A 22,984-nucleotide genomic window follows, 5' to 3' on the forward strand; every position below is an offset into this window, starting at 1 on the left:
GGGCAGGTTTCACAGCGGAAACTTAGCAGGGGTGACGGTTCCGGGGCGGAAAACTCGTAACATCCTGTCATGCACTCATGAAAATCATCTGCGCATCGCCAATCCGGCCCGGTCGGGGGAGGCGCCGGACACCCCCGTGCCCGCCCGTTTCCCCAGGTCGGGGATATGGCGGCCGCGCGGATGGCAGAGTGGCCCCCACGTCCCGGCCGGTTGCCCGCACGGCCCGGGGACTTTCCGACGACGCAGTGAGGAGCGGCCCGTGAATCACCCCCGCGAGACCTCCCCCGGCCCCGAAACCGCCGGTTCCACCGCGGATTCCGCCGCCGGCGACGCGACCGGCGCCGTGTCCGGTCCCGCGGCCGCGGCCCCGGCAGGCGCGGCCGGCTCGGCCTCCGCCTCCGCCGCAGCCTCTGCTTCCGCCGCGGCCTTCGCCGCCGTCGTCGCCCGCGAGTCCGACGGCATCGCCCCCGACTCCGGCGACCGCCGCGTCCCGGACGTCACGCCGCCGTTCCGCCCCGGCTTCCTGCCGGCGCTGGAGGGCCTGCGCGCGGTGGCGTCGCTGGGCATCATCGGCACGCACGTCGCGTTCCAGACCGGCCACGACGTCGGCGCCCTGTGGGAGCGCATCCTCGGGCGCTTCGACTTCTTCGTCGCCGTGTTCTTCACCCTGTCGGGTTTCCTGCTGTGGCGCTCGAACCGGGCGTCGCGCGGCGCCGCGCACTGGGGGAACTACTACCGCAAGCGCGCCGCCCGCATCCTGCCCGCCTACTGGGTCCTGGTCCTCGTGGTCCTGCTGGCGTTCCCCGTCGGCGCGGACGCCGGCTGGCGGGCGTGGCTGGCGAACCTGACGCTGACGCAGGTGTTCGTCGCCGACGGCCTGCACGGCGGGCTGACGCACCTGTGGTCGCTGTCGGTGGAGGTGTCCTTCTACGTCGCGATGCCGCTGTTCGTCATCCTGCTCGGCCGCATCGATCCGGTCCGCGGGCAGTGGGCGCGGATCGGCGCGCTGGCGGCGCTGTCGGTGCTGAGCTTCGGGTGGGCGTGGCTGCCGCTGCCGTACCCGGACGGGGTGAACCCGCACATCCAGCCGGCGGCCTACTTCTCCTGGTTCGCGGCGGGCATGGTGCTGGCGGAGCTGGAGTCCCTCGCCGGGCACCCGGATCCCCGCCGGCGGGCGCAGCTGGAGGCGATGCAGCGCGCGGCGTCGCACCGCTGGATCTGGCTGCTCGTCGCCGCGGGCGCGCTGACGCTGGCGGCGGTGCTGGGCCCGGAGGGCCTGGTGGAGCTGACGGACTGGGAGTTCCTGCGCCGCACGTGGTGCGGCCTGGTCTTCGGCGCGGCGATCATCGGCCCGTGGGCGCTGGCCCCGGAGTCGCGGGTGCTGGCCAGCCCGGTGATGCAGGCGCTGGGCCGCTGGTCCTACGGCATCTTCCTGTGGCACATGGCGCTGCTGTCGGTGGCGTTCCCGCTGCTGGGCATCAACCTGTTCGACGGCGGCCTGGTGCCGGTGTGGCTGGCGACCACGGCGCTGAGCATCCCGGTCGCGGCGGCGTCCTACGCGCTGGTGGAGGAGCCGGCCCGCCGGTGGCTGGGCAGGGTCTGGGCGGCGCCCAGGAGGGACAGCGCGGCGACCAGCAGGAGCTGAACGCCCCACGTCGCGGCGAGGTAGCCGGACTCCGGCCACGGCGCGCGGGAGGCGATGACGCCGGCCAGGGCGACCAGGCAGCCGGCCCCGACGGCGGCGAGCCCCGGCGCCCGCCGGCCCCACGTGGCGGGGGCGCGGCGGCGGGCGACGGCGGCGGCGACGGCCGCGCCGCCCTGGACGACGGCGGTGACGGCCAGCCCGGGCAGGCCCGCGACCAGGAACGACAGCACCGCGGTGACGGCGGGCGCGACGGCGGCGGGCAGGTCCGCGCCGCGCGTCCCCGGCGCATGCGCCGCCGGCTGCGGGTCGGGGGTGAATCGCCTGACGACGATCGCCGCGACGGCCATGACCGCCGCCAGCACGGCGCCCGCCAGGATGCCGCCGCGCCACGTCGATTCCGCGGGGAAGTCCACGGCGAACGCCCCGGACACGCCGGCGGGGACGATCCACGCCTGCTGCCAGCCGTCGACGAGCGTCGGCCGCAGCTCCACGCCGCCGACGGTGGCGCGCAGGCCCTCGTTGGCGGAGACGGGCCGCCAGATGACGCGGTCGACGTCGGCGGGGGCGACGTCGCCGGCGACGGTCTCCCCGGCCACGGGGGCGGGAGGGTAGGCGGCGACGTCGGTCAGCGCGACCCAGCGGGCGGGGGAGGAGACGACGTGGGGGCCGGCGGGCAGCGCGACCTCGGCGCCGCAGGCCAGCTCCTCGCCGTCGCCGACGCGGACCCACGAGGAGTCGGCGCCGCGGCGGCAGGCGTCGGAGTCGACGCGCAGCGTCACGTCGCGCGGCAGCTCGACGAGGCGGCGCATCGTGCCCTCCGGGATCTCCTGGCCCAGCAGCCACCGCACCGGGTGGGTGCCCTCCGGGGCCGGGGGCACGGCGGGCACGCGGGCCGGGGTGACGTCGGCGCCGGAGGAGCCGATGAGGCGGACCTCCGACAGGGCGAAGCCCAGCGGCGCCTGCGTGGCGGTGACGCGCACGGTCGCGGTCGGCCCGCCGGGCACGGCGACGTCGGCGGTCTCGCCGGGGAAGACCTGCGCGGACGTCGACGCGGAGTCGGTGCGCACCTGCACGCGGAACGGCCGCTCCGCGCCGGTCAGCCGCACCTCGCGCAGGTCCGTCGCCTCCGGCAGGGTGAACTCGACGTACTCGGCCTGGCCGTGGCCGCGCGCCGGCTTCCACCACGTCGACGGGTCGCCGTCGACCAGCGCGGTGACGGAGTGGGCGGGCTCGGTGCCGCCGAAGTTGTAGGGGTCGTCGGCCTCGGAGGAGGCGGCGACGGTGCCGCCGGACTCGATGACGGACGTCTCCGCGGCGCCGGCGACGGGGTAGTCGGGCACCGGGTTCGGCACCCGCGGCTCGTCGTCGTCCGGGCGGATGGCGGTGACGGCGTCGACGACCTCGCCGTAGTTGCGGGACCGGGTCGCCGGGGTGTCCGTCACCGTCACCGGCACCGGGTGCTGCCGGGCGGCGGTCAGCGGGGCGGTGGCGTCCTGCGCCAGGACGCGGGCGGAGGAGAAGCCGTCGACCTCGTCGAGGCGCGGCAGGACCTCCGGGCCGCCGGCGACCAGCGGCGGCGCGTCCGCCGGGGCGATGCGCGGCGCCAGCGCGTCGCCGGCGCCCTCGACCTCCCACACGACGAGGCCGCCGCGGGAGGCGTCGCCGAAGTCGGCGACCGGGCGCAGCCCCGGCGACGCCGCCAGCGTCCGCCCGATGGCGGCCGGGTCCGCGGTGCGGCCCGTGGCGCGGAAGTCGTGCTTGACCAGGACGTGGCCGACGCCCTGGGCGCGCAGCGTCGCCGCCAGCGTCGGCACGCCCTGCCCGCGGGAGATGGCGTCCTGCAGCCCGTCGAGGCCCCGGATCGCCTCCGGCGGCACCAGCGGCACCGCGTCGCGCACCGCCCACGGCACCTCCGCCAGCGGCTGGATCGGCTCGTCGCGGGTGAAGCCCCACTCCTGGTCGCCGAACGGCATCGCCGGCTCCACCAGGGTGCGGGAGCCGCGCCCGTGCTCGTTCAGCCAGTCCGCGGCCTCCGTCCAGTAGGCGGGCACCTGCTCGAACGGGCGGCCCGGGGCCAGGCGGCCCGTCCACGCCGGCGCCGTCGCGCAGACGGCGATGACCAGCACGGCCATCGCGCCGATGGCCCGGGGGTGCTTCTCCGGGTGCAGCCACGGCGCCAGGCGGGCCGCGCGATCGGCGCGGGCGCCGCCCTCCGCGGCCGCGGCGGCGTCCCCGTCGGCGCCGGCGGGGGAGCCGGGGCGGTCGCCGTCGTCACGCGCATCCGCGGCACCGTCCGCGGGCGCATGCGGCGGCAGCACCCGCGACGTGAGGTGCGCCAGGCCCATCAGCAGCGGGATGCGCCACACGGAGTCGAACTTGTGGACGTTGCGCAGCGCGGCGCCCGCGCCGTCGAGGAACGCCCGTCCCGGCTCCTCCAGCGGCGCGAACGGCCACGTCCACGACGCCATCGCGGCGATGCCGACGGCGCCGACCAGCCACCAGGTGAGGCGCTGCGGCATCGACCGCATCGCCAGGCCGGCGACGCCGACGGCGGCGACCGCCATCGTCGCGACGACGAAGAACGGCTGGGACACCAGCGCGTTGCCGCCCTCGCGCTCCACCGACACGAACGGCGCCCACGACGTCGCGCCGCGCAGCACCTCGGCCAGGTTCAGCCAGCGCGTCGTCACGCCCGCCGACTCGATGTAGTCCGTGAACGGCGGGGAGTAGCGGCCGAGCAGCAGCAGCGGAATCAGCCACCACACGCTCACCAGCGCCACCGCCGGGATCCAGGCGGCCAGCAGCCCCCACGCCCGGCGGCGGGCCGGGCCGAACAGGGCCGCGGCGAGGACCAGCACGCCCGCGACGACGCACGCCGCCGCCGTCGACGTCGCGTTGACCGCGCCCGTCAGCAGCACCGCCATCGCCGACGACAGCGCGGCCCGGACCACCTGGCCCTGCGACGTCGACCCCGGCTCCGCCCGCAGCAGCCGCACCAGCGGCACCGCGATCCAGGGGGCCAGGGCGACGGCCCACGCCTCCGACGAAATCGCCGACAGCGTCGAGACGATGCGCGGACCCACGGCGTACAGCAGCGCCGCCAGTACCCGCGCCCCGTGCCGGCCGACGCCCGCGGCCTCCGCCAGCCGGTAGAACCCCGTGAACGCCGCGCACAGCAGCAGCGACCACCACAGCGCCTGCGCGATCCAGGCGGGCAGCCCCGTCGCGTCCGCCAGCGCGAAGAACGCGCCCTGCGGGAACAGGTAGCCGTACGCCTGGTTCTGCAGCTGCCCCAGCGGCATCGTCTCCGACCAGATGGACAGGGACTGCGCCAGGAACCCCGCCGGATCCTGCGACAGATCGTGCTTCGTGTCGGCGACGATCCGCCCCGGGGACTGGATGAACCCCAGCAGGATCAGCGGAACCCACCATCCGGCCAGGGCGCGGATCGGCGCCCTGCGGATGGTGGGTTCGGCTGGCACGGGGGTCGGCGGGGAGGGGCGGCGGCTAGCGCTCGCCGTACTCGGTGCCGCCGAGCAGCGCATCCTCCTCGGCGACCCGCTGGGTGGCCTCGGGGATGTCGGTCTGGTGCATCGCCTGGCCGACGCCGAAGATCAGGGCGCCGCCCAGGAGGGCGCCGACGAGGGCGCTGGCCAGGGCGGGGCCCATGCTGCGGCGGGACTCGGACTCGGTCTCGTAGGGCATTCGTCGCTCCTTCGGTGGGCGGCCCCGTCGCGGGGCCCGCTCGTGGTGACGGTGGTGTCGGTGATGGCTTCGTGTCCCGGCGCCGCGGGTGCGGCTCCGGCGCGCCGCGTGGGCGGCGGACGTGAAGGACTGTAGTACGGCAAAACGTTTCGGGGGCAATTTCGGGAAATTCCCCCGGGGGTGGGGGCCCCGGCGGTGCGCCGCGGCGCCGCCGGTCCCGCTATTTCTCCGGCGGGACGATGAAGACGGGCTTGCCCGAGTTCTTCAGCACGGCCTCCGCCGTCGACGTCGTCAGCAGCCCCCGCAGGCCGGAGGAGCCGCGGGTGCCGGAGACGATGACGTCGACGTCGAGCTCCAGCGCCGCGTCGACGATGGCGGACCAGATGGAGGACTCCGTCTCCACCAGGTACGGCTCCGCGTCGAAGCCGGCCTCCTTGGCGACCTGGACGCCCTCGCGGCTGATCCGCTCCGCCTCGGCCTGCGCCGGGTCGTCGCCGCCGGAGTTGACCCACTCCGGCTGCGGCATGCCGGACGTGCCGGCGGTGCGGGCCGCCTGGCGGCCCATCGGCTCCCAGGCGGTGAGGATGTACGCCACGTCGACGCGCATGAAGCGCGCGGCGGCGGTGAGCGCCCGGCGGGCCTCCTCGCTGCCGTCGTAGGCGATCAGCATGGAATCGGGCATGTCGGTCGTGCCTCCTCGGATGGGTCGGTGCGGACGGCGCGCGGACGCGCCGCGACGTGCGCCAGCTTAGGCGGGCGCCTCCCGCGCGGGCCGCCGCCGGGGGAGCGCCCCGGGGTGGGGCGCCGGGGCGCCGCGGTGTGCGCCGGGACCGGGTGCTCGGATGCGCCGGCGGACGGCCCGCGCGGGATCAGACGTCGATGGCGGGGTGCAGCCTCGATATCGACCATGTCCTGTCGCGGTTGGCGGCCAGCGCCGTGATGCCCAGGAACAGGGCGATGACGAACAGCATGGCGGCGATGGATATCCACAGGCGCGCGTCGTAGGTGCCGTACATGACCTGCCGGAAGGCGTCGACGGAGTACGTCATGGGCATGAACGGGTGGATCCACTGCAGCAGCTGCGGCTGCGTCTCCGGCGGGTACATGCCGCCGGAGGACACCACCTGCACCATGAGCAGCGACAGCGACGTCACGCGGCCCGGGCCGTTGCCCAGCAGTCCGTTGAGCGCCTGGTTGATGGCGGTGAACATCATGGCGACGAGCATCGCCAGGGCGACGACGCCGATGACGGAGTCGGGGCGGAACGGGGTGATGGCCATGGTGAAGCCGACGACGCACAGCGCCTGGCAGATGGCGATGACCGCGCCGGGGGCGAAGCTGTCCAGGGCGGTGCGCACCGGCGAGGAGCCGGCGGAGACCTGGCGCTGGGACAGCGGGCGGATGACGAGGTAGGTCATGAGGCCGCCGACGAACAGGGCCATGGAGAAGAACATGGGCGCGAGTCCCGAGCCGAAGGTGTTCTGGCCGGCGGTGTTGTTCTGGCTGACGCCGACGGGGCCGCCCATGACGGTGGCGAGCTCCTGGCGCTGCTGCGGGTCCCAGTTGGGTACCTGGCTGGTGCCCTCCCGCAGCTTCGTCGCCAGTTCGCGGGCGCCGTCGGACAGACGGACGGCGCCGTCCTCGGCGCGGCCCGTGCCGTCCTTCAGCGCGTTGGCGCCGTCGAGCAGCTGGGTGGCGCCGGTGTTGAGCATGACGGAGCCGGCGTGGAGCCGGTCGGCGCCGTCGGCCAGCTGGTGGGCGCCGTCGTCGATCCGCGCGACGCCGTCGACGAGGCGGCCGATCTGCTCGCCGCTGCCCTCCAGGGTGGCCATGCCGGTGTTGAGCTCGGAGTTGGGGTCGTTGAGCTGCTGGTCCAGCATCGCCGCGGTGTCGGCGGCGTTGTTGATGTCGGTGACCAGCTGGGACTCGGGGCCGGCGGCGCCGTTGGTGAGGTCGCGGGCGACCTGGTCCAGCTGGGCGACGACGCCCTGGACGGCGGGGTTGTCGACGGGGCGCAGCTGGTCGGCGAGCGCGGTGATCTGCTGCGCGGACTGGCCCTGCGCCTCGGCGGCGCCGTTGGCGACGTCGCGGGCCTGCGACAGCGACTGGTTGGCGCTGGCGGCGGTGGCGCCGGCGTTCTCGATCTGGCCGGAGAACTCCGCGATCTGGCCCTGCATGTCCTCCAGCTGCGCGGCGCCCTGGTCGACGTTGGTGCGCAGCTCGGAGGTGCCCGCGGCCAGCTGCTTGGCGCCGTCGCTGAGCTCGGCGGCGCCGGCGGTCAGCTGGGTGGTGCCCTCCTTGTTGCGGACGAGGCCGTCCTGCAGGCGGCCGGCGCCGTCGTCGAGCTGCACGATGCCGTCGCGCAGCTGGTCGGCCCCTCCAGCGACGCGTTCGGCGCCGTCGGCGGCCATGGAGACGCCCATGCCGGCGTTGAGCATGCCGACGAGGAGCCGGTCGACGGCCTGGGCGCCGATGCGGTCGCCGACGGTCTGCAGGACGACGCGCATGGCGTTCTCGCCGATGACGGAGGAGAGGTAGCCGTTGCGGTCGTTGTAGGTGGCCAGCAGCTTCGCCTGCTCGGGCTTGTCGCCGGAGGCGGAGGTCACGGCCTCGGAGAAGTTCTCGGGCAGCTCGACGGAGAAGTAGTACTCGCCGGTGCGGACGCCCTCCAGCGCCTCCTGCCTGGACACGAGGTGCCAGTCCAGGGCGTCGTTGGCGAGGATGCCGTCGGCGACCTGCTTGCCGGCGTTGACGGGCTGGCCGTTCATCGACGCGCCGCGGTCGGAGTTGACCAGCGCGACGGGCAGCCCGGAGAGGTTGCCGAACGGGTTCCAGAAGGACCACAGGTACAGCGTGGAGTACAGCAGCGGCATCAGCGTGATGGAGATGAGCGTCAGCTTGCCCATCGTGCTGCGGCTGAAGCGGCGCAGCTCGTTGCCGACCTTCATCGCGGGGATCACGGCAGGACCTCCTTGGCCGCCTCGGCGGCGTCGTCATCGTCGTTCGTGCGGACGCGGCGGATGAAGCCGCCGTCGGCGGGGTGGATGTGGCCGGCGTCCGCGTCGATGCGCATCTGCCGGTGCGCGGGGACCAGGGACTCGGGCAGGGGGTTGACGGCGTTGACGACCACGGGGATCTCCTCCGCCAGCTCCTTCAGCCGGGACAGCAGCCAGAGCCGCTCCTCCAGCTCGTGGACCTGCTCGAGGTCGTCGACGATGAGCATCTCCTGCTCCGTGCCGTGCGCGGGCCGCAGGGCCAGCGCGATGCGCAGCAGGTGCCGGTCCAGGGACGGCAGCTGGGAGACGAACGCGTCGAGCGGCGGCAGGTCGCGGTCGCCGTAGATGGGCCCGGCGATCTCCTCCAGGTAGTCCTCGTCGACCTTGGGCGGGAACCACAGGGGCGTGCGGGTCCAGTACCGGTACTCGCGCAGGGTGGCGCGGACGGTGAGGTTGCGCTCCAGCTCGTCGAGCTGGTCGACGCCGGCGATGGCGACGTGGCGGCGGATGTCGCGCCGCTTCTCCATGCCGAGCACGCGCAGCCGCCCGCCGGTGGGCTTCATGCGGCCGGCGAAGGTGAGGGCCAGCGCGGTGCGGCCGGAGCCGCCGCGGCCGGACAGGACGGTGAGGCCGGTGGCGGGCACGGCGACGTCGATGGGCCCGTAGACGGGGCCCTCGGAGCCGTGGACCTCGAGGGATTCGGCGACGATGCCCCACCGGTCGTGGCGCTCGTCCATGAAGTCGTGGGGGATGGGGGCGCGCTCGGCGTGCTCCCCGTAGGGGTCGTAGTCGTCGTGCGGCGCGCGGTCGCGGTCGTCGTCCGCGTGGGCGCGGGTCGCGTCGCGCGTGACGACGGCACCCGCCGCGGCGCCGGCCCCGGCGCCGGCGGCGACGGCGGGGAACCGGGCGGTGGCGCCGTCGTCGTAGGGGTCGTCCCCGCCGTAGGGGTCCGCGTCCCCGGCGGCCGGGGCGCCGGCGGCGTGGTCGCCGTAGCCCGCGCCGGGCTCGGCGGCGCCGGCGTAGCCGGTGGCGGGGTAGCCGCCGTAGCCGGCGGAGCCCCAGGCGGTGCCCCAGTCGGAGGGCTCCGCGGCCTGGTCGCCGATCACGTACGGGGAGGCGCCGTCGCCGTCGCCCTCCCCGGTCGCGCCGCCGTGGGCGGGGGCGTCCCCGCCGTCGCCGGCGTCGTCCCCGGCAAGGTCGGCGGCGACCGCGTCGGCGAGGGTGCCGCGGCCGTCGGCGGCGGCGTGGCGGCCGCCCTCGTCGTCGGCCGGGGACTCGTCGACGAGCTCGGCCTCGAGGACCGGCTGCGCGCCGGGCGCCGGGGCGTCCGCGTCGCCGCCGAAGCGCACGTCGAGGGCCTCGGCGGTCACCGCGGTCGCGGCGGGGGCGTCGCCGGCCGTCCCCGCGTCGTCCCCGCCGACGGGGTGGCGGCCCGGCACCGCGCCGCCGGAGCTGCGGGAGGTGAGGTGGCGCATGACGGAGCGCGCGCCGTCGCCGCGGCGCCGGCGGCCGGGGCCGCCGTCGGGCGGTTCGATGCCGGCGTCGTGGTGCGGGGTCTCGGTCATGCGGTTCCTCCGGGCGTGTTTCGCGCGTACGACGTCGCCGTGCGGCGGTAGCGCCCCGGGCGGGCGCGGTGACGGCGACGACGGCGTACGGGGGATGTTACCTGTGGTGCCGAAGTGTTTAAAGGTGAAGGTGTGATTCGTGTGAAAAGGCGGGTCCGTCCCGCCCCCCGGCTCCCCCGCGGCGCGGGAGGCGTCGTCACGCACCATCCGCGCATGCGGAAACCCCCGCGCGGCGGCCGGTGACCGCCACGCGGGGGCGCGTGGAGCCGATGACGGGAATCGAACCCGCGCTGCCTGCTTGGGAAGCAGGAGTTCTGCCATTGAACTACATCGGCCGAAAGCATCGCCCCCGAACCGGTCGGGAACGTTCTTCCGCCCATAATGTAGCACCCCCGCGGCCGCCTCCGGAAAGGCCCCGGTCCCGGCGCGGTAGGCTGGCGCCGTGCTGCTCTCCGATCACGATCTCCGCGCCGCCCTCGCCGCCGAGGGCGACGACCGCCTGGGCATCGAGCCCTTCGACCCCGCGATGGTGCAGCCGTCGTCCATCGACGTCCGGCTGGACAGCCTGTTCCGCGTGTTCAACAACTCGCGCTACACGCACATCGACCCGAAGGAGCCGCAGGAGGAGCTCACCACCCTCAACGAGGTCGGCGACGGCGAGGCGTTCATCCTCCACCCCGGCGAGTTCGTCCTCGCCTCCACCCTGGAGCGCTTCACCATCCCCGCCCACCTCGCCGGCCGCCTGGAGGGCAAGTCCTCCCTCGGCCGCCTCGGCCTGGTGACCCACTCCACCGCCGGCTTCATCGACCCGGGCTTCTCCGGCCACATCACGCTGGAGCTGTCCAACGCCGCGAACCTGCCCATCGCCCTGTGGCCGGGCATGAAGGTCGGCCAGCTCGCCATCTTCCGGCTGAGCTCCCCGGCCGACGAGCCGTACGGCTCCGGCGCGCTCGGCTCGAAGTACCAGGGTCAGCGAGGTCCCACGCCGTCGAAGGCGTACCTCAACTTCCGGGACTGACGGGCGCGGGGCGTCTCCGCGCGCCCGGTCAGCCCCGGGGCTTCGGGGCGAACAGCCCGATGATGGCGGCGATGAGGCTGCCGAAGATCGCGACCGCGGCCTTGGCCAGCGGGATGTCCGACGGCGCGGTGCCGAGGAACCACAGGATTCAGCCGACGGCGCCGATGAGCGCGACGACCGCGAGCGCCCAGCGGCGCGCCGCGAAGCCGATGACCGCCAGCACCGCCGCCGCGGCGACGGGCGCGACCCCCGCGGCGCGCGCGAGCGCGTCCATCTCCCCGTAGACGCCGATGAAGAACGCGACGAGCGCCACCAGCGTGATGGCGGAGACGATCCGGATGATCGGGGTCGTGCGCATCGGGTGCCTCCCGGGTGTCGGCCGGCCCGGGGCCGGGGTGCGTGGGACTCCGGGTTAGGCCGGTGAAACCACGTGCGGCAACGGTTCGCCCGGCTCCGGTCGGTGAACCACGGGTAACGCGCGGGTGAGCCTTCCGCGTACTGCGCATTAACGCAGGTCAGAACGTTGTTCCGGGGGTGTTCCACGGGTCGCGGGCCCGTCGCCGCCGGGTCATACTGGCGGGCATGCGAATGACAGTCATCGGCACCGGATACCTGGGTGCGACGCACGCCGCCTCGATGGCCGAACTCGGCCACGAGGTCCTCGGCGTCGACGTCGACCCCCGCAGGATCGAGGCGCTCGCCGCCGGCGAGGTCCCCTTCTACGAGCCCGGGCTCCCGGAGCTCCTGCGGAAGCACGTGGACTCCGGCCGCCTGCGCTTCACGACGGACTACGCCGAGGCCGCCGAATTCGCCGACCTGCACTTCATCGGCGTCGGCACGCCGCAGGTGAAGGGCTCCCACGCCGCCGACGTCACCTACGTCGACGCAGTCATCGACTCCCTCGTCCCGCTGCTGTCCGGCGAGCACGTCATCCTGGGCAAGTCCACCGTGCCGGTCGGCACCGCCGCCCGCCTGCAGGAGCGCGCCGACGCGCTGACCGCCGACGGCGGCGCCGACGTCGAGATCGCCTGGAACCCCGAGTTCCTCCGCGAGGGCCGCGCCGTGGAGGACACGCTGCGCCCCGATCGCATGGTCCTCGGCGTCTGCCGCGTGCGCGCGGAGTCCGGGACCTCCCGCGCCGAGGCGGCCGCCCGCGAGTGCTTCGGCCCCATCCTGGAGACCGGCTGCCCCTTCATCGTCACCGACCTGGCCACCGCCGAGCTGGTGAAGGTCTCCGCCAACGCGTTCCTGGCGACGAAGATCAGCTTCATCAACGCCGTCTCCGAGATCTGCGAGATCGCCGGGGCCGACGTGACCGTGCTCGCCGACGCGATCGGCATGGACCCCCGCATCGGCCGCCGCTTCCTCAACGCCGGCCTGGGCTTCGGCGGCGGCTGCCTGCCGAAGGACATCCGCGCGTTCATGGCCCGCGCCGGCGAGCTCGGCGCCGACCAGGCGATGACGTTCCTTCGCGAGGTCGACGCCATCAACATGCGGCGCCGAGAGAAGGCCGTCGGCCTGGTGAAGGACACCTTCGGCGGCAACGTCCTGGGCCGCCAGGTCGCCGTCCTCGGTGCCGCGTTCAAGCCGGAGTCCGACGACGTCCGCGACTCCCCGGCCCTGTCCATCGCCGGCCAGCTGGCGCTCGCCGGCGCCGACGTCCGCGTCCACGACCCGCAGGCCATGGACAACGCCCGCCGCATCTTCCCGACGCTCGACTACCGCGACACGATCCGCGACGCGCTCGAGGGCGCGGAGCTCGTCGTCGTCGCCACCGAGTGGAACGTCTTCCGCGAGCTCGACCCGGCCGAGGCGGGCGAGCTGGTCGCGGAGCGCCGGCTCATCGACGGCCGCAACTGCATGCCCGTCGACGCCTGGCGGGAGTCCGGCTGGGAGGTCACCTGCCTGGGCCGCGGCTAGGGGGCCGTCGCTTCCCCCCTCCCCCCCCCCAACGGACGGACCCCGTTCCGGCCGCCCGCACCCGGATGCACCGGGGTCCGGGAGGCCGGAACGGGGTCCGTTCGCGTGGAGGTGGAGGCGCGGGGCGCCGCGCGGGGGCGCCGCGCAGGGGACGCCGCCCTTGCTTCGCCCCTACGCCGCCGCGCGCCGGCGCCGCCGCGTCCGCGCCGCGGCCGGGCGGGTGCGGCGCCCGTGGGCGGTGATCGCCGCGATGGCCGTCGTCAGCGGCACCGCCAGCACCAGGCCGAGCGCGCCGACGCCGGAGCGCAGCAGCTCGGTCGCCACGACGTCGCTGGTCAGCATGTGCCCCAGCGGCCGGTCGGAGGCCGTGATGAGCAGCAGCAGCGGCAGCGTCGCGCCCGTGTACGTCAGCACGAGGGTGTAGACCATCGACGCGATGTGGTCCTGGCCCACCCGCATCGCGGAGCGGAACAGCGCCGCCGCGGAGGCGTCCCCGTCGGCCTCCGCCAGCTCGGTGACGGTGGAGGCCTGGGCGATGGTGACGTCGTTGAGCACGCCCAGCGCGCCGACGATGAAGCCCGCCAGCAGCAGGCCCGTGACGTCGACGGCGGGGAAGTGGATGTGGATGAGCAGGTTGTCCTCGTCCGCGAGCCCGCGCAGCGCCGTCGACGCGATGGCCGCCTGCGCCAGGAACGCGGAGATCGCCAACGCCAGCAGGGTGCCGGCCATCGACGCCGCGGACTTCCAGTTCACGCCGTGGACCAGCGGCACCGCCACGAAGACGATGATCGCGCCGGCGACGACCGCCAGGGCCGTCGTCGGGCCGCCGCGCAGCAGCGCCGGCAGCAGGAAGCCTGCGATGACCACGAGCGTCACGCCGAGGCCCACGAGGGAGCGGACGCCGCGCCACGCGCCGACCAGCACGATGCCGATGACGGCGACGGCCAGCCACACCAGCAGCGGGGTGGTGCGCTCCATGTCCATGAACGTGTAGAAGTTCGTCGCCGGCGGGGCCTGCGCCTGCGCCGGGTTCCCGGGCTGCCCCGGAGCCGGGGCGGGGTTCGCGGGGTCGGCGGGGGCGCCGGGCATCATCGTCGGCGCGCCCGGGGCTCCCGGGGCGGCGGGGGCGGGCAGCTCCTCGACGGCCAGCCGCACCTCCTCGCCGGGGTGCAGGTCGGGGTCGCCGGGTACTCCGGCGGTCTCGATGAGCGTCTTCGAGCCGGCGTCCGCGCCCTCGTCGATGCGCACGATCGCCCGGTCGCACTGCTGCGGCGCGGGCGCCCCGGCGATGGTCGGCGGCTCCTCCGGCGCCCCGGTGAAGACGTGCCCGGCGGACGGGGAGCCGCAGGCCCCGCGCGTCTCCTCGACGACGGTGCCCGCGACGGTCCGCGCCGACAGCAGCGACGACCGCTGCATCGGCTGGTCCGGCGTCGGGGGCTCGCCCTTCGGCCACAGCAGGATCGCCCCGACGACGGTCGCCAGCAGCGCGACGACCAGTGCGACCAGCAGCGCGGTGCGCGCGGGGGTGCGGGCGCGGGTGCCGTCGCCGACGTAGCGCGGCTCGTCCGCCGCGCCGCCGTTCGCGGTGTCCTCGGTTCCGGTTGCGCGTGACGACGTCCGCCGTGCCTGCGCGGACGCCGCGGGCTTCGACCCGGGCGGCGGGGGGATGTCCTCGCGGCGCAGGCGGGTGCGCCCGGGGCGGTCGGCCGTGCCGGACGGGCGGTCGGCGGCGTCGCCGTCGCCGGGTCCCGCGGTGGGCGCGGAAGGGGCGGCGGGGGAGGCCGGGGAGCCCTGGGACGCGGCGGATCCCGCCGGGCGCAGCGGCTCCGGAGGGCCGGCCGGGGCCTCGCGGCGGATGCCCCACGGGTCGGCGGACGGCCGGAAGGCCTCGCCGCCGGCGGCGCCGGACCCCGCCGGGGCGGAGGAGCCGGACGGCTGCGCCGATTGCGCGGGCTGCCCCGGCTGCGCGGTCCGCGCCGGTCGTTCGGCCGGCGCCGGCCGCTCGGGCACGCTCGCCGGGCGCGGCCCCGACGCGTCGACGCGCGGCAGCCGCCCGGTCGTCTCCCGCAGGTCGCGGCCGACGCCCCAGTTCACCGGGCGCCGCCCGGCGGGGCGGGCGCCGCCGCCGGCGGGGGAGCCGCCCTCGCGCGGCGGCGTCGACGGGTCGCCGACGCGCGGGATCGCCGCGGTCGTGCCCGCGTCCTCGTGGGGCGCGCGGCGGACGTCGTCACGCGCGATGCGGGGCACGTCGTCACGCGCCACCCGGGGCACCTCGGCGCGGCCCGCGCGGCGGACGTCGTCACGCGGACGATCCGGCGCGGGGCGCGCGTCGCGCGCGCCCGCCGACCCTCCGGGCCGGGCGTCGCGGGGTTCGGGTGCGGAATGCCTGCCCATGGGGTCCCTCCGTGCGTCGTGGGGCGGGTGCCGGACCTACTGCTTGTAGCTGGCCAGGAAGTTGCCCAGCCGCTCGATCGCCTCCGCCAGCTCGCTCTCCAGCGGCAGGGTGACGATGCGGAAGTGGTCGTGCGTTGGGAAGTTGAAGCCCGTGCCGCCGACCATGAGGATCTTCTCCTCCTTGAGGATGTCGTACATCAGCTTCTGGTCGTCGTGGATCTCGTGGACCTCCGGGTCCAGCTTCGGGAACGCGTACAGCGCGCCCATCGGCTTCACGCAGCTCACGCCCGGGATCTCGTTGAGTTTCTCCCACGTCACGTTGCGCTGGCGCAGGAGGCGCCCGCCCGGCAGCACCAGGTCGTTGATGGACTGGTAGCCGCCCAGCGCCACCTGGATGCCGTGCTGCGCGGGCACGTTCGGGCACAGGCGGGTGCTGGCGAGGAGGTTGACGCCCTCGATGAAGCCCTGCGCGTGGCGCTTCGGGCCGGTGAGCACCATCCAGCCGGCGCGGTAGCCGGCGACGCGGTACGTCTTCGACAGACCGTTGAACGTGACGGTCAGCAGGTCCGGCGCGAGCGTCGCCAGGCTGACGTGCTCGGCGTCGTCGTACAGGATGCGGTCGTAGATCTCGTCGGCCAGCAGCACCAGGGAGTGCTCGCGGGCGATGTCGACGATGCCCTCCAGCAGCTCCTTCGAGTACACCGCGCCGGTCGGGTTGTTCGGGTTGATGACGACGATGGCCTTCGTCCTGTCCGTCACCTTCGACCGGATGTCATCCAGATCCGGGTTCCAGTCGTTGGCCTCGTCGCACATGTAGTGCACCGACGTCGCGCCCGTCAGCGTCGTCGCCGCGGTCCACAGCGGGTAGTCGGGGGCGGGGATGAGGACCTCGTCGCCCTCCTCCAGCAGCGCCTGCGTCGTCATGGAGATGAGCTCCGAGACGCCGTTGCCCAGGATCACGTCGTCGACGTCGAAGCGCGGGAAGCCCGGCACCATCTCGTAGCGCGTGACGACGGCGCGCCGCGCCGAGTAGATGCCCTTGGACTCGCTGTAGCCCTGCGCGTGCGGCAGGGCCCGCACCATGTCCTGGACGATCGTGTCCGGGGCGTCGAACCCGAACTTCGCCGGGTTGCCCGTGTTGAGCATCAGGATGCGGTGCCCGTCGGACTCCATCTTCTCCGCCAGCTCCGTCACCGGGCCGCGGATGTCGTAGAGCACGTTGCGCAGGCGGTGCGGCTGCTCCAGGGGGCGCAGCGGGCTGCGGCGCGGCCGTGCGGCGCCGGACGACGAGGCGACCTTCGCGGCGCGGGCCTGCTCCGCCGCGGCGGCCTTCCGCTCGCCGGAGTCGTGGGCGACCTGCTCGGTGCCCTGCGTGTCGTTCGTGTCGTCGGTGCCGGTGTCGTTGCTCACGCGTCCAGCATGCCACCCGGGGTGGTCCGGCGACACCTGATCGTCGGACGGGCGCGGCGCGGGGCGCTTTCCGTGCGGGGCGGGGGAGGGGCGGCGGAGGGGTGCGCGGGCGCGGGTTCGCGGGTGCGCGGGTGGTGCGTGACGACGGCACCCGCCCCCGGATCGCCGGAGCGGCCCGGCGGACGAATCCGTCGGGCCGCTCCTGCGGTGCACCCGCCCCGGGCGGGCGGGCGCGGGGCCTAGCGGCCCTCGGCGTTGCGGCGGGCCGTGCCCGGCAGCGGGATGCCGCGGCCGGTGGTCGGCAGCTCCGCGGCCGGGGCCGTCGGGGCCGGGGCCTCGTCGGCGGCCGGCTCCTGGGCCGGAGCCTCCTCGGCGGGCTCCTCCGCCGGGGCCTCCTCGACCTGCGGCTCCTCCGCCGGGGCCTCCTCGGCGGCCGGCTGCGCGGCCGGGGCCGGGGCGGCCTTCGGCGCGGCGCCGGCCCGGCGGGCGCCGCCCGGCAGCGGGACGCCGGCGGCGGTGGTCGCCTGGGCCGGGGCCTCCGGCTGCGCCGGGGTCTCGGCCTGCGGGGCCTCGGCGGCCGGAGCCGCCGCAGCCGCACCCGGCTTCGGGGCGCCACCGGGCTTCGGGGCGCCGGAGGCCTTCGCGCCGCCCGGGGCCGGAGCACCGCCCGGCTTGGGCGCGCCACCCGGCTTCGGAGCACCGGAGGCCTTCGCGCCGCCCGGAGCCGGAGCACCGCCCGGCTTCGGAGCACCACCCGGCTTCGGGGCACCGCCCGGCTTGGGCGCGCCGCCCTTGGCACCACCCGGAGCGGGGGCGCCGCCCGGCTTGGGCGCGCCGCCCGGGGTCGGGGCGCCGCCCGGCTTGGGGGCACCGCCCGGAGCGGGAGCGCCACCGGGCTTCGGGGCACCGCCCGGAATCGGGGCGCCACCGGGCTTCGGGGCACCACCGGCGGCGCCGGCGGCGGCACCGGCAGCGGCGCCCGCGGCGGCCGCACCGGCGGCCTTGCCGCCCTTCGGCTCCTCCTTCTCGGGCTCCGGCTCCGGCTCGGGCTCGGGCTCCGGCTCGACGTAGCCGCGGACCGGCTCCTCGAGCCACGCCGGCTCCTTCGGATCCGGCAGCTTGCCGTCGACGAGCACGGAGTCGCGGAACATCTGGGCGATGTCGACGACGTCGGGGGCCTTGCCCTCCTCGGCGACGGCGCGGACGCCGTCCGTCATCATCGTCTTGCAGAACGGGCAGCCGATGGCGATCTGCTCGGCGTTGGTCGCCAGCGCCTCCTCGGTGCGGTTGACGTTGATGCGGGAGCCGATGGTCTCCTCCATCCACATCCGCGCGCCGCCGGCGCCGCAGCAGAAGCCGGTGTTGCGGTTGCGGGGCATCTCCACCAGGTTCGCGCCGGAGGCGCCGATGAGCTCACGCGGAGCCTCGAACACCTTGTTGTGGCGGCCCAGGAAGCACGGGTCGTGGTAGGTGACCTGGCGGCCCTGGCCGGAGGCGACGGGCTGCAGGCGGTTCTCGCGGATCAGCTGGTTGAGCAGCTGGGTGTGGTGGACGACCTGGTAGTGGCCGCCCAGCTCCGGGTACTCGTTCTTCAGGGCGTTGAAGCAGTGGGCGCAGGTCACGACGATCTTGCGCTGCTTCGGGGGCACGCCCTCGAAGACCTCGCCGAGCTGCTCGATGTTCTGCTCGGCCAGGACCTGGAACAGGAACTCGTTGCCGGCGCGGCGGGCGGAGTCGCCCGTGCAGCCCTCGGCCTGGGACAGGACGGCGAACTTCACGCCGGCCGTGTACAACATCTCGGCGACGGCCTTGGTGGTCTTCTTGGCGTTGTCGTCGTACGCGCCGGCGCAGCCGACCCAGAAGAGGTACTCGGTGTCGTCGAAGTTCTCGATGTCCTCGCCCCACACCGGGACGACGACGCCGTCCTTGCGGACCTCGTCGATCCACTCGGAGCGCGTGGAGGCGTTCTGGCCCCACGGGTTGCCCTTGGTCTCGAGGTTCTTGAACAGGCCGGCCAGCTCGGTCGGGAACTCGGACTCGACGAGCACCTGGTAGCGGCGCATGTCGATGATGTGGTCGATGTGCTCGATGTCGACCGGGCACTGCTCGACGCAGGCGCCGCAGTTGGTGCAGGACCACAGGACGTCGGGGTCGATGACGCCCTCCTCGCCCTCGCCGACCAGCGGCTTGGACAGGACGTCGTGGTCCTCGGCGGACTCGCCGGCCAGCAGGTACGGCGCGGAGTCGAACATGTGGTCGCGGAGGTTGTTGACCAGCAGCTTCGGGGACAGCGGCTTGGCGGTGTTCCAGGCCGGGCACTGCTCCTGGCAGCGGCCGCACTCGGTGCAGGACGTGAAGTCCAGGAGGGCCTTCCAGGAGTGCTCGTTGACGACGCCGGTGCCCATGGAGAGGTCCTCGTCCTCGCTCTCCATGGCCTCCTCGAGGTTGAGGATCTCGCCCTTGGCGGTCAGCGGCTTGGCGGCGCCGAGGGCGTTGTAGCCGTCGGCGTTGCGCTTCAGCAGGATGTTCGCGAACGCCAGGAAGCGGTGCCAGGCGACGCCCCACTGCAGGTTGCGGCCGACGACGTACAGCCAGATCATGCCGGACAGCAGCTTCACCAGGGCGAAGATGGAGACCATGATCCCGGAGGCCGGGAGGATCTGGGCGATGAAGCCCGTGACGAAGTTCGACCAGTGGATCGCGTGACCCTGGTCGTAGGTCGCCAGCTTGGCGGCCTTCACCATCACCATGCCCAGGCCCTCGATGAGGACGACGGCCTCGACGAAGTAGGCGGCCTTGGCGTTGGAGCCGTAGAAGCGGCTCAGGCGCTCCTTGCCCAGGTTGGTCTGGCGGACGATGATCAGCGCGGTGATGCCGAGGACGGTGCCGAGGCCGAGGATCTCGTCGATGAAGTGCCAGAGCGTCAGATCCTTGAGGATCGGCCAGCCGCCGGCCGGCCAGAAGGTCTGGATGTACGCCTCGAACCAGACCAGGGCGCCGAGGAGGAAGCCCACCATGACGAACCAGTGGGCCACGGCGACGCCGGGCTTCTTGGCCATCTTGGTGTGGCCGAACACCTCGCGGATGACGGTGACGATGCGCTTGCCCCAGTCGCCGGTGTGGCCGTAGGTCTTCTGGCCCACCATGATCGTGCGGACCATGTGGATGAAGCCCTTGATGAACACGAACCAGCAGGGCAGGGAGAGCAGTACGCCGATGACGCCGACGGCGATGGTGAAGCCGTTCATCTCCACCACGCCCGCCGGCGCCTCGGCCAGGTTGAGCTCGCTCATGAGGTTCCTTTAAACGGGTCGTCGCGCGGCTGCGCGAACAGGACTGGCGTCGCCTGCCGCGGGTCCGGGCGGCGGGGTGAGGGGCCGTCCGGACCCGGCCCGCGACGAGGGATCGCCACGGCCGGCACGCGATTTAGTTCTCCTGTGAGTTGTATCACGAGCACCCCGGATCCTCTTAATGGAGACCTGAACGGGGGCCCGGGTTCGTGGCCAACCTCACGATCGGCCGCGTTTCGTAGGGTTGCCTAACGATGGATGCCGCCTGACCTGGGGTAACGCTGTTCACGAAAAAATTCCCGGAAAAAGTTGAGCGGATCGGGAACAACTTCGGAACGTCGCGGGTTCTAACGGGTGCAAGGGTTGAGCGGAATGGGCTCAAGGAAACTTGACGGGCCGGATGGCCGTCGGCAAGCTTGAGTCACCGGCGCTCAGTCCGCCGCAACGAACAACGCAACGAACGAACACCTGCCGCCGCGGGCGGCACATGGAAACGGGAGGAATCAATCATGGGACGTGCAGTCGGCATCGACCTCGGCACCACCAACTCCGTCGTGTCGGTCCTGGAGGGCGGCGAGGCGAAGGTCATCGCCAACTCCGAGGGCTCGCGCACCACTCCGTCGATCGTCGCCTTCGCCAAGAACGGCGAGGTGCTGGTCGGCCAGTCCGCCAAGAACCAGGCGGTCACCAACGTCGATCGCACCATCCGCTCCGTCAAGCGCCACATGGGCACTGACTGGACGGTCGAGATCGACGACAAGAAGTACACCCCGCAGGAGATTTCGGCGCGCACGCTGCAGAAGCTGAAGCGCGATGCGGAGTCCTACCTGGGCGAGGACGTGACCGACGCGGTCATCACCGTCCCGGCCTACTTCTCCGACGCGGAGCGCCAGTCCACCAAGGAGGCCGGCCAGATCGCGGGCCTCAACGTGCTGCGCATCGTCAACGAGCCGACCGCGGCCGCGCTGGCCTACGGCCTGGAGAAGTCCGACAAGGAGCAGACCATCCTGGTCTTCGACCTGGGCGGCGGCACCTTCGACGTGTCCCTGCTGGAGATCGGCGACGGCGTCGTCGAGGTCCGCGCCACCGCGGGCGACAACCGCCTGGGCGGCGACGACTGGGATCAGCGCATCGTCGACTGGCTGGTGGAGAAGTTCAAGACCGCGCAGGGCATCGACCTGACCAAGGACAAGATGGCCATGCAGCGCCTCCGCGAGGCTGCGGAGAAGGCGAAGATCGAGCTGTCCAGCTCGCAGCAGACCTCCATCAACCTGCCGTACATCACGGTCGACGCGGACAAGAACCCGCTGTTCCTGGACGAGACGCTGTCCCGCACCGAGTTCCAGCGCATCACCCAGGATCTCCTGGACCGCACCCGCAAGCCGTTCCAGCAGGTCATCGCCGACGCGGACATCCCGGTGTCCGACATCGACCACGTCGTGCTCGTCGGCGGCTCCACCCGCATGCCGGCCGTGTCCGACCTGGTGAAGGAGCTGACCGGCGGCCGCGAGCCGAACAAGGGCGTCAACCCGGACGAGGTCGTCGCCGTCGGCGCCGCCCTGCAGGCCGGCGTCCTGCGCGGCGAGGTCAAGGACGTGCTGCTGCTCGACGTCACCCCGCTGTCCCTCGGCATCGAGACCAAGGGCGGCGTCATGACGAAGCTCATCGAGCGCAACACCACCATCCCGACCAAGCGCTCGGAGACCTTCACCACGGCGGAGGACAACCAGCCGTCCGTCCAGATCCAGGTCTTCCAGGGCGAGCGCGAGATGGCGCAGGCCAACAAGCTGCTCGGCTCCTTCGAGCTCGGCGGCATCGCCCCGGCCCCGCGCGGCGTCCCGCAGATCGAGGTGACCTTCGACATCGACGCCAACGGCATCGTGCACGTCACCGCGAAGGACAAGGGCACCGGCAAGGAGAACAAGATCACCATCCAGGAGGGCTCCGGCCTCTCCCAGGAGGAGATCGACCAGATGATCAAGGACGCCGAGGCGCACGCCGAGGAGGACAAGAAGCGCCGCGAGGAGCAGGAGGTCCGCAACTCGGCCGAGTCCATGACGTACCAGACCCGCAAGTTCGTCGAGGAGAACGGCGAGAAGGTCCCGCAGGACGTCAAGGACCGCGTCGAGGAGGCCGCGAAGGGCGTCGACGAGGCGCTGAAGGGCTCCGACCTGGAGGCCATCAAGGCCGCCGTCGAGAAGCTGTCGACCGAGTCCCAGGAGATGGGCAAGGCGATCTACGAGGCCGAGGCCGCGCAGGGCGCCGCCCAGGCCGACGCCGGCGACGCCCAGTCCGCCTCCGCGCAGGACGACGTCGTGGACGCCGAGGTCATCGACGAGGACGAGAAGGACGGTAAGTAGGCCATGGCCGATCGAACCGACGACATCGACGACGCCGTCGTCGACGCCGAGGTCATCGACGACCAGGACGTCGCGGCGGACGCCGCCGGCGCGGACGACGCGCAGGCCGCGGAGGCTGGCGCCGCCCCGGAGGCGGACGACCCGGCCGCGGCGGTCCGCGCGGAGCTCGACGAGCGCACCGCGGACCTGCAGCGGGTCTCGGCGGAGTTCGCCAACTACCGCCGCCGCGTCGACCGCGAGCGCGAGGCCGACTGCCTCTCCGCCCGCGCGTCCGTCGCCGCGGAGCTGCTCAACCTGGCCGACGACGTCGACCGGGCCGAGCAGCACGGCGACCTGGGCGACGGCACCCCGCTGCGGCACTTCGCCGACAAGCTGCGCCAGACCCTGGCGTCGCTGAAGGTGGAGGCCTTCGGCGAGGAGGGCGAGCCCTTCGACCCGGACGTCCACGAGGCCGTGCAGGACATGTCCTCCGGCGACGACAAGGCCCTGGGCGCGGTGCTGCGCAAGGGCTACCGCATGGACGGCCGGCTCCTGCGGACGGCGATGGTCGTCATCGCCGACGCCCCGCAGGCCGGCGACGAGGGCGCGGACGCGCCCGAGTCCTGAACGCCCCGCCGGTCCGCGCCCGATGGCGCGGGCCGGGAGGGCGATGACCCCACGGCACCACAGGACCACGGACGG

General features: G+C 73.9%; 14 protein-coding genes and 1 tRNA gene. 5 read left to right on the forward strand and 10 right to left on the reverse strand.

Annotated elements, in window-relative coordinates; translation table 11 throughout:
• Nucleotides 1–259 precede the first annotated feature (259 nt).
• Nucleotides 260–1,645 (forward strand): acyltransferase family protein, encoded by a 1,386-nt coding sequence (locus QQS41_RS10325; protein ID WP_448852646.1) that lies wholly within the window; start codon nt 260–262, stop codon nt 1,643–1,645.
• On the opposite strand, the gene QQS41_RS10330 is transcribed toward QQS41_RS10325, so the two are convergent.
• The 6 genes from QQS41_RS10330 to QQS41_RS10355 all read right to left on the reverse strand — a co-directional run bounded on the left by QQS41_RS10330 (nt 1,555) and on the right by QQS41_RS10355 (nt 10,246).
• Complete coding sequence (locus tag QQS41_RS10330) at nt 1,555–5,127, reverse strand: alpha-(1->3)-arabinofuranosyltransferase domain-containing protein (RefSeq protein WP_448852647.1); 3,573 nt, start codon at nt 5,125–5,127, stop codon at nt 1,555–1,557. The genes QQS41_RS10325 and QQS41_RS10330 overlap by 91 nt on opposite strands.
• 25 nt (nt 5,128–5,152) lie before the next feature.
• The gene (locus QQS41_RS10335; protein ID WP_448852648.1) at nt 5,153–5,350 is read right to left on the reverse strand and encodes a DUF2613 domain-containing protein; all 198 of its coding nucleotides are present in this window, start codon (nt 5,348–5,350) and stop codon (nt 5,153–5,155) included.
• Between the two features lie 220 nt (nt 5,351–5,570).
• Nucleotides 5,571–6,032, reverse strand: a complete 462-nt coding sequence (locus tag QQS41_RS10340; RefSeq protein ID WP_448852649.1) for a universal stress protein — start codon at nt 6,030–6,032, stop codon at nt 5,571–5,573.
• Between the two features lie 187 nt (nt 6,033–6,219).
• Nucleotides 6,220–8,310 (reverse strand): YhgE/Pip family protein, encoded by a 2,091-nt coding sequence (locus tag QQS41_RS10345; RefSeq protein ID WP_448852650.1) that lies wholly within the window; start codon nt 8,308–8,310, stop codon nt 6,220–6,222.
• Entirely contained in the window at nt 8,307–9,911 is a 1,605-nt protein-coding gene (locus QQS41_RS10350; RefSeq protein ID WP_448852651.1) for a hypothetical protein, read from the reverse strand. Before QQS41_RS10350 ends, QQS41_RS10345 begins: the two co-directional genes overlap by 4 nt.
• Before the next feature lie 261 nt (nt 9,912–10,172).
• Nucleotides 10,173–10,246, reverse strand: a tRNA-Gly gene (locus tag QQS41_RS10355).
• Nucleotides 10,247–10,353: 107 nt separating this feature from the next.
• Between QQS41_RS10355 and dcd the strand changes: the two genes are divergently transcribed.
• A complete protein-coding gene (dcd, locus tag QQS41_RS10360; protein ID WP_448852652.1) occupies nt 10,354–10,929 on the forward strand; it encodes a dCTP deaminase in 576 nt (191 codons plus the stop codon).
• Nucleotides 10,930–11,077: 148 nt separating this feature from the next.
• On the opposite strand, the gene QQS41_RS10365 is transcribed toward dcd, so the two are convergent.
• On the reverse strand, nt 11,078–11,287 hold the full coding sequence (locus tag QQS41_RS10365; protein WP_448852653.1) for a hypothetical protein: 210 nt from the start codon (nt 11,285–11,287) through the stop codon (nt 11,078–11,080).
• A gap of 224 nt (nt 11,288–11,511) precedes the next feature.
• Between QQS41_RS10365 and QQS41_RS10370 the strand changes: the two genes are divergently transcribed.
• Nucleotides 11,512–12,849, forward strand: a complete 1,338-nt coding sequence (locus QQS41_RS10370) for a UDP-glucose dehydrogenase family protein (RefSeq protein ID WP_448852654.1) — start codon at nt 11,512–11,514, stop codon at nt 12,847–12,849.
• Between the two features lie 171 nt (nt 12,850–13,020).
• On the opposite strand, the gene QQS41_RS10375 is transcribed toward QQS41_RS10370, so the two are convergent.
• From QQS41_RS10375 to QQS41_RS10385, 3 genes are all read right to left on the reverse strand, one after another.
• Nucleotides 13,021–14,265, reverse strand: a complete 1,245-nt coding sequence (locus tag QQS41_RS10375) for a YibE/F family protein (protein ID WP_448852887.1) — start codon at nt 14,263–14,265, stop codon at nt 13,021–13,023.
• Between the two features lie 1,014 nt (nt 14,266–15,279).
• On the reverse strand, nt 15,280–16,497 hold the full coding sequence (locus QQS41_RS10380) for a pyridoxal phosphate-dependent aminotransferase (protein WP_448852888.1): 1,218 nt from the start codon (nt 16,495–16,497) through the stop codon (nt 15,280–15,282).
• A gap of 395 nt (nt 16,498–16,892) precedes the next feature.
• Entirely contained in the window at nt 16,893–19,946 is a 3,054-nt protein-coding gene (locus tag QQS41_RS10385) for a (Fe-S)-binding protein (protein ID WP_448852655.1), read from the reverse strand.
• Nucleotides 19,947–20,452: 506 nt separating this feature from the next.
• Here QQS41_RS10385 and dnaK point away from each other — a divergent pair.
• Both dnaK and grpE read left to right on the forward strand, forming a co-directional pair.
• Nucleotides 20,453–22,303: a molecular chaperone DnaK gene (dnaK, locus tag QQS41_RS10390; protein WP_448852656.1), complete on the forward strand. Its 1,851-nt coding sequence runs from the start codon at nt 20,453–20,455 to the stop codon at nt 22,301–22,303.
• 3 nt (nt 22,304–22,306) lie between these two features.
• A complete protein-coding gene (gene grpE, locus QQS41_RS10395) occupies nt 22,307–22,909 on the forward strand; it encodes a nucleotide exchange factor GrpE (RefSeq protein ID WP_448852657.1) in 603 nt (200 codons plus the stop codon).
• Nucleotides 22,910–22,984 lie beyond the last annotated feature (75 nt).

This window comes from Corynebacterium sp. 335C (assembly GCF_053525695.1).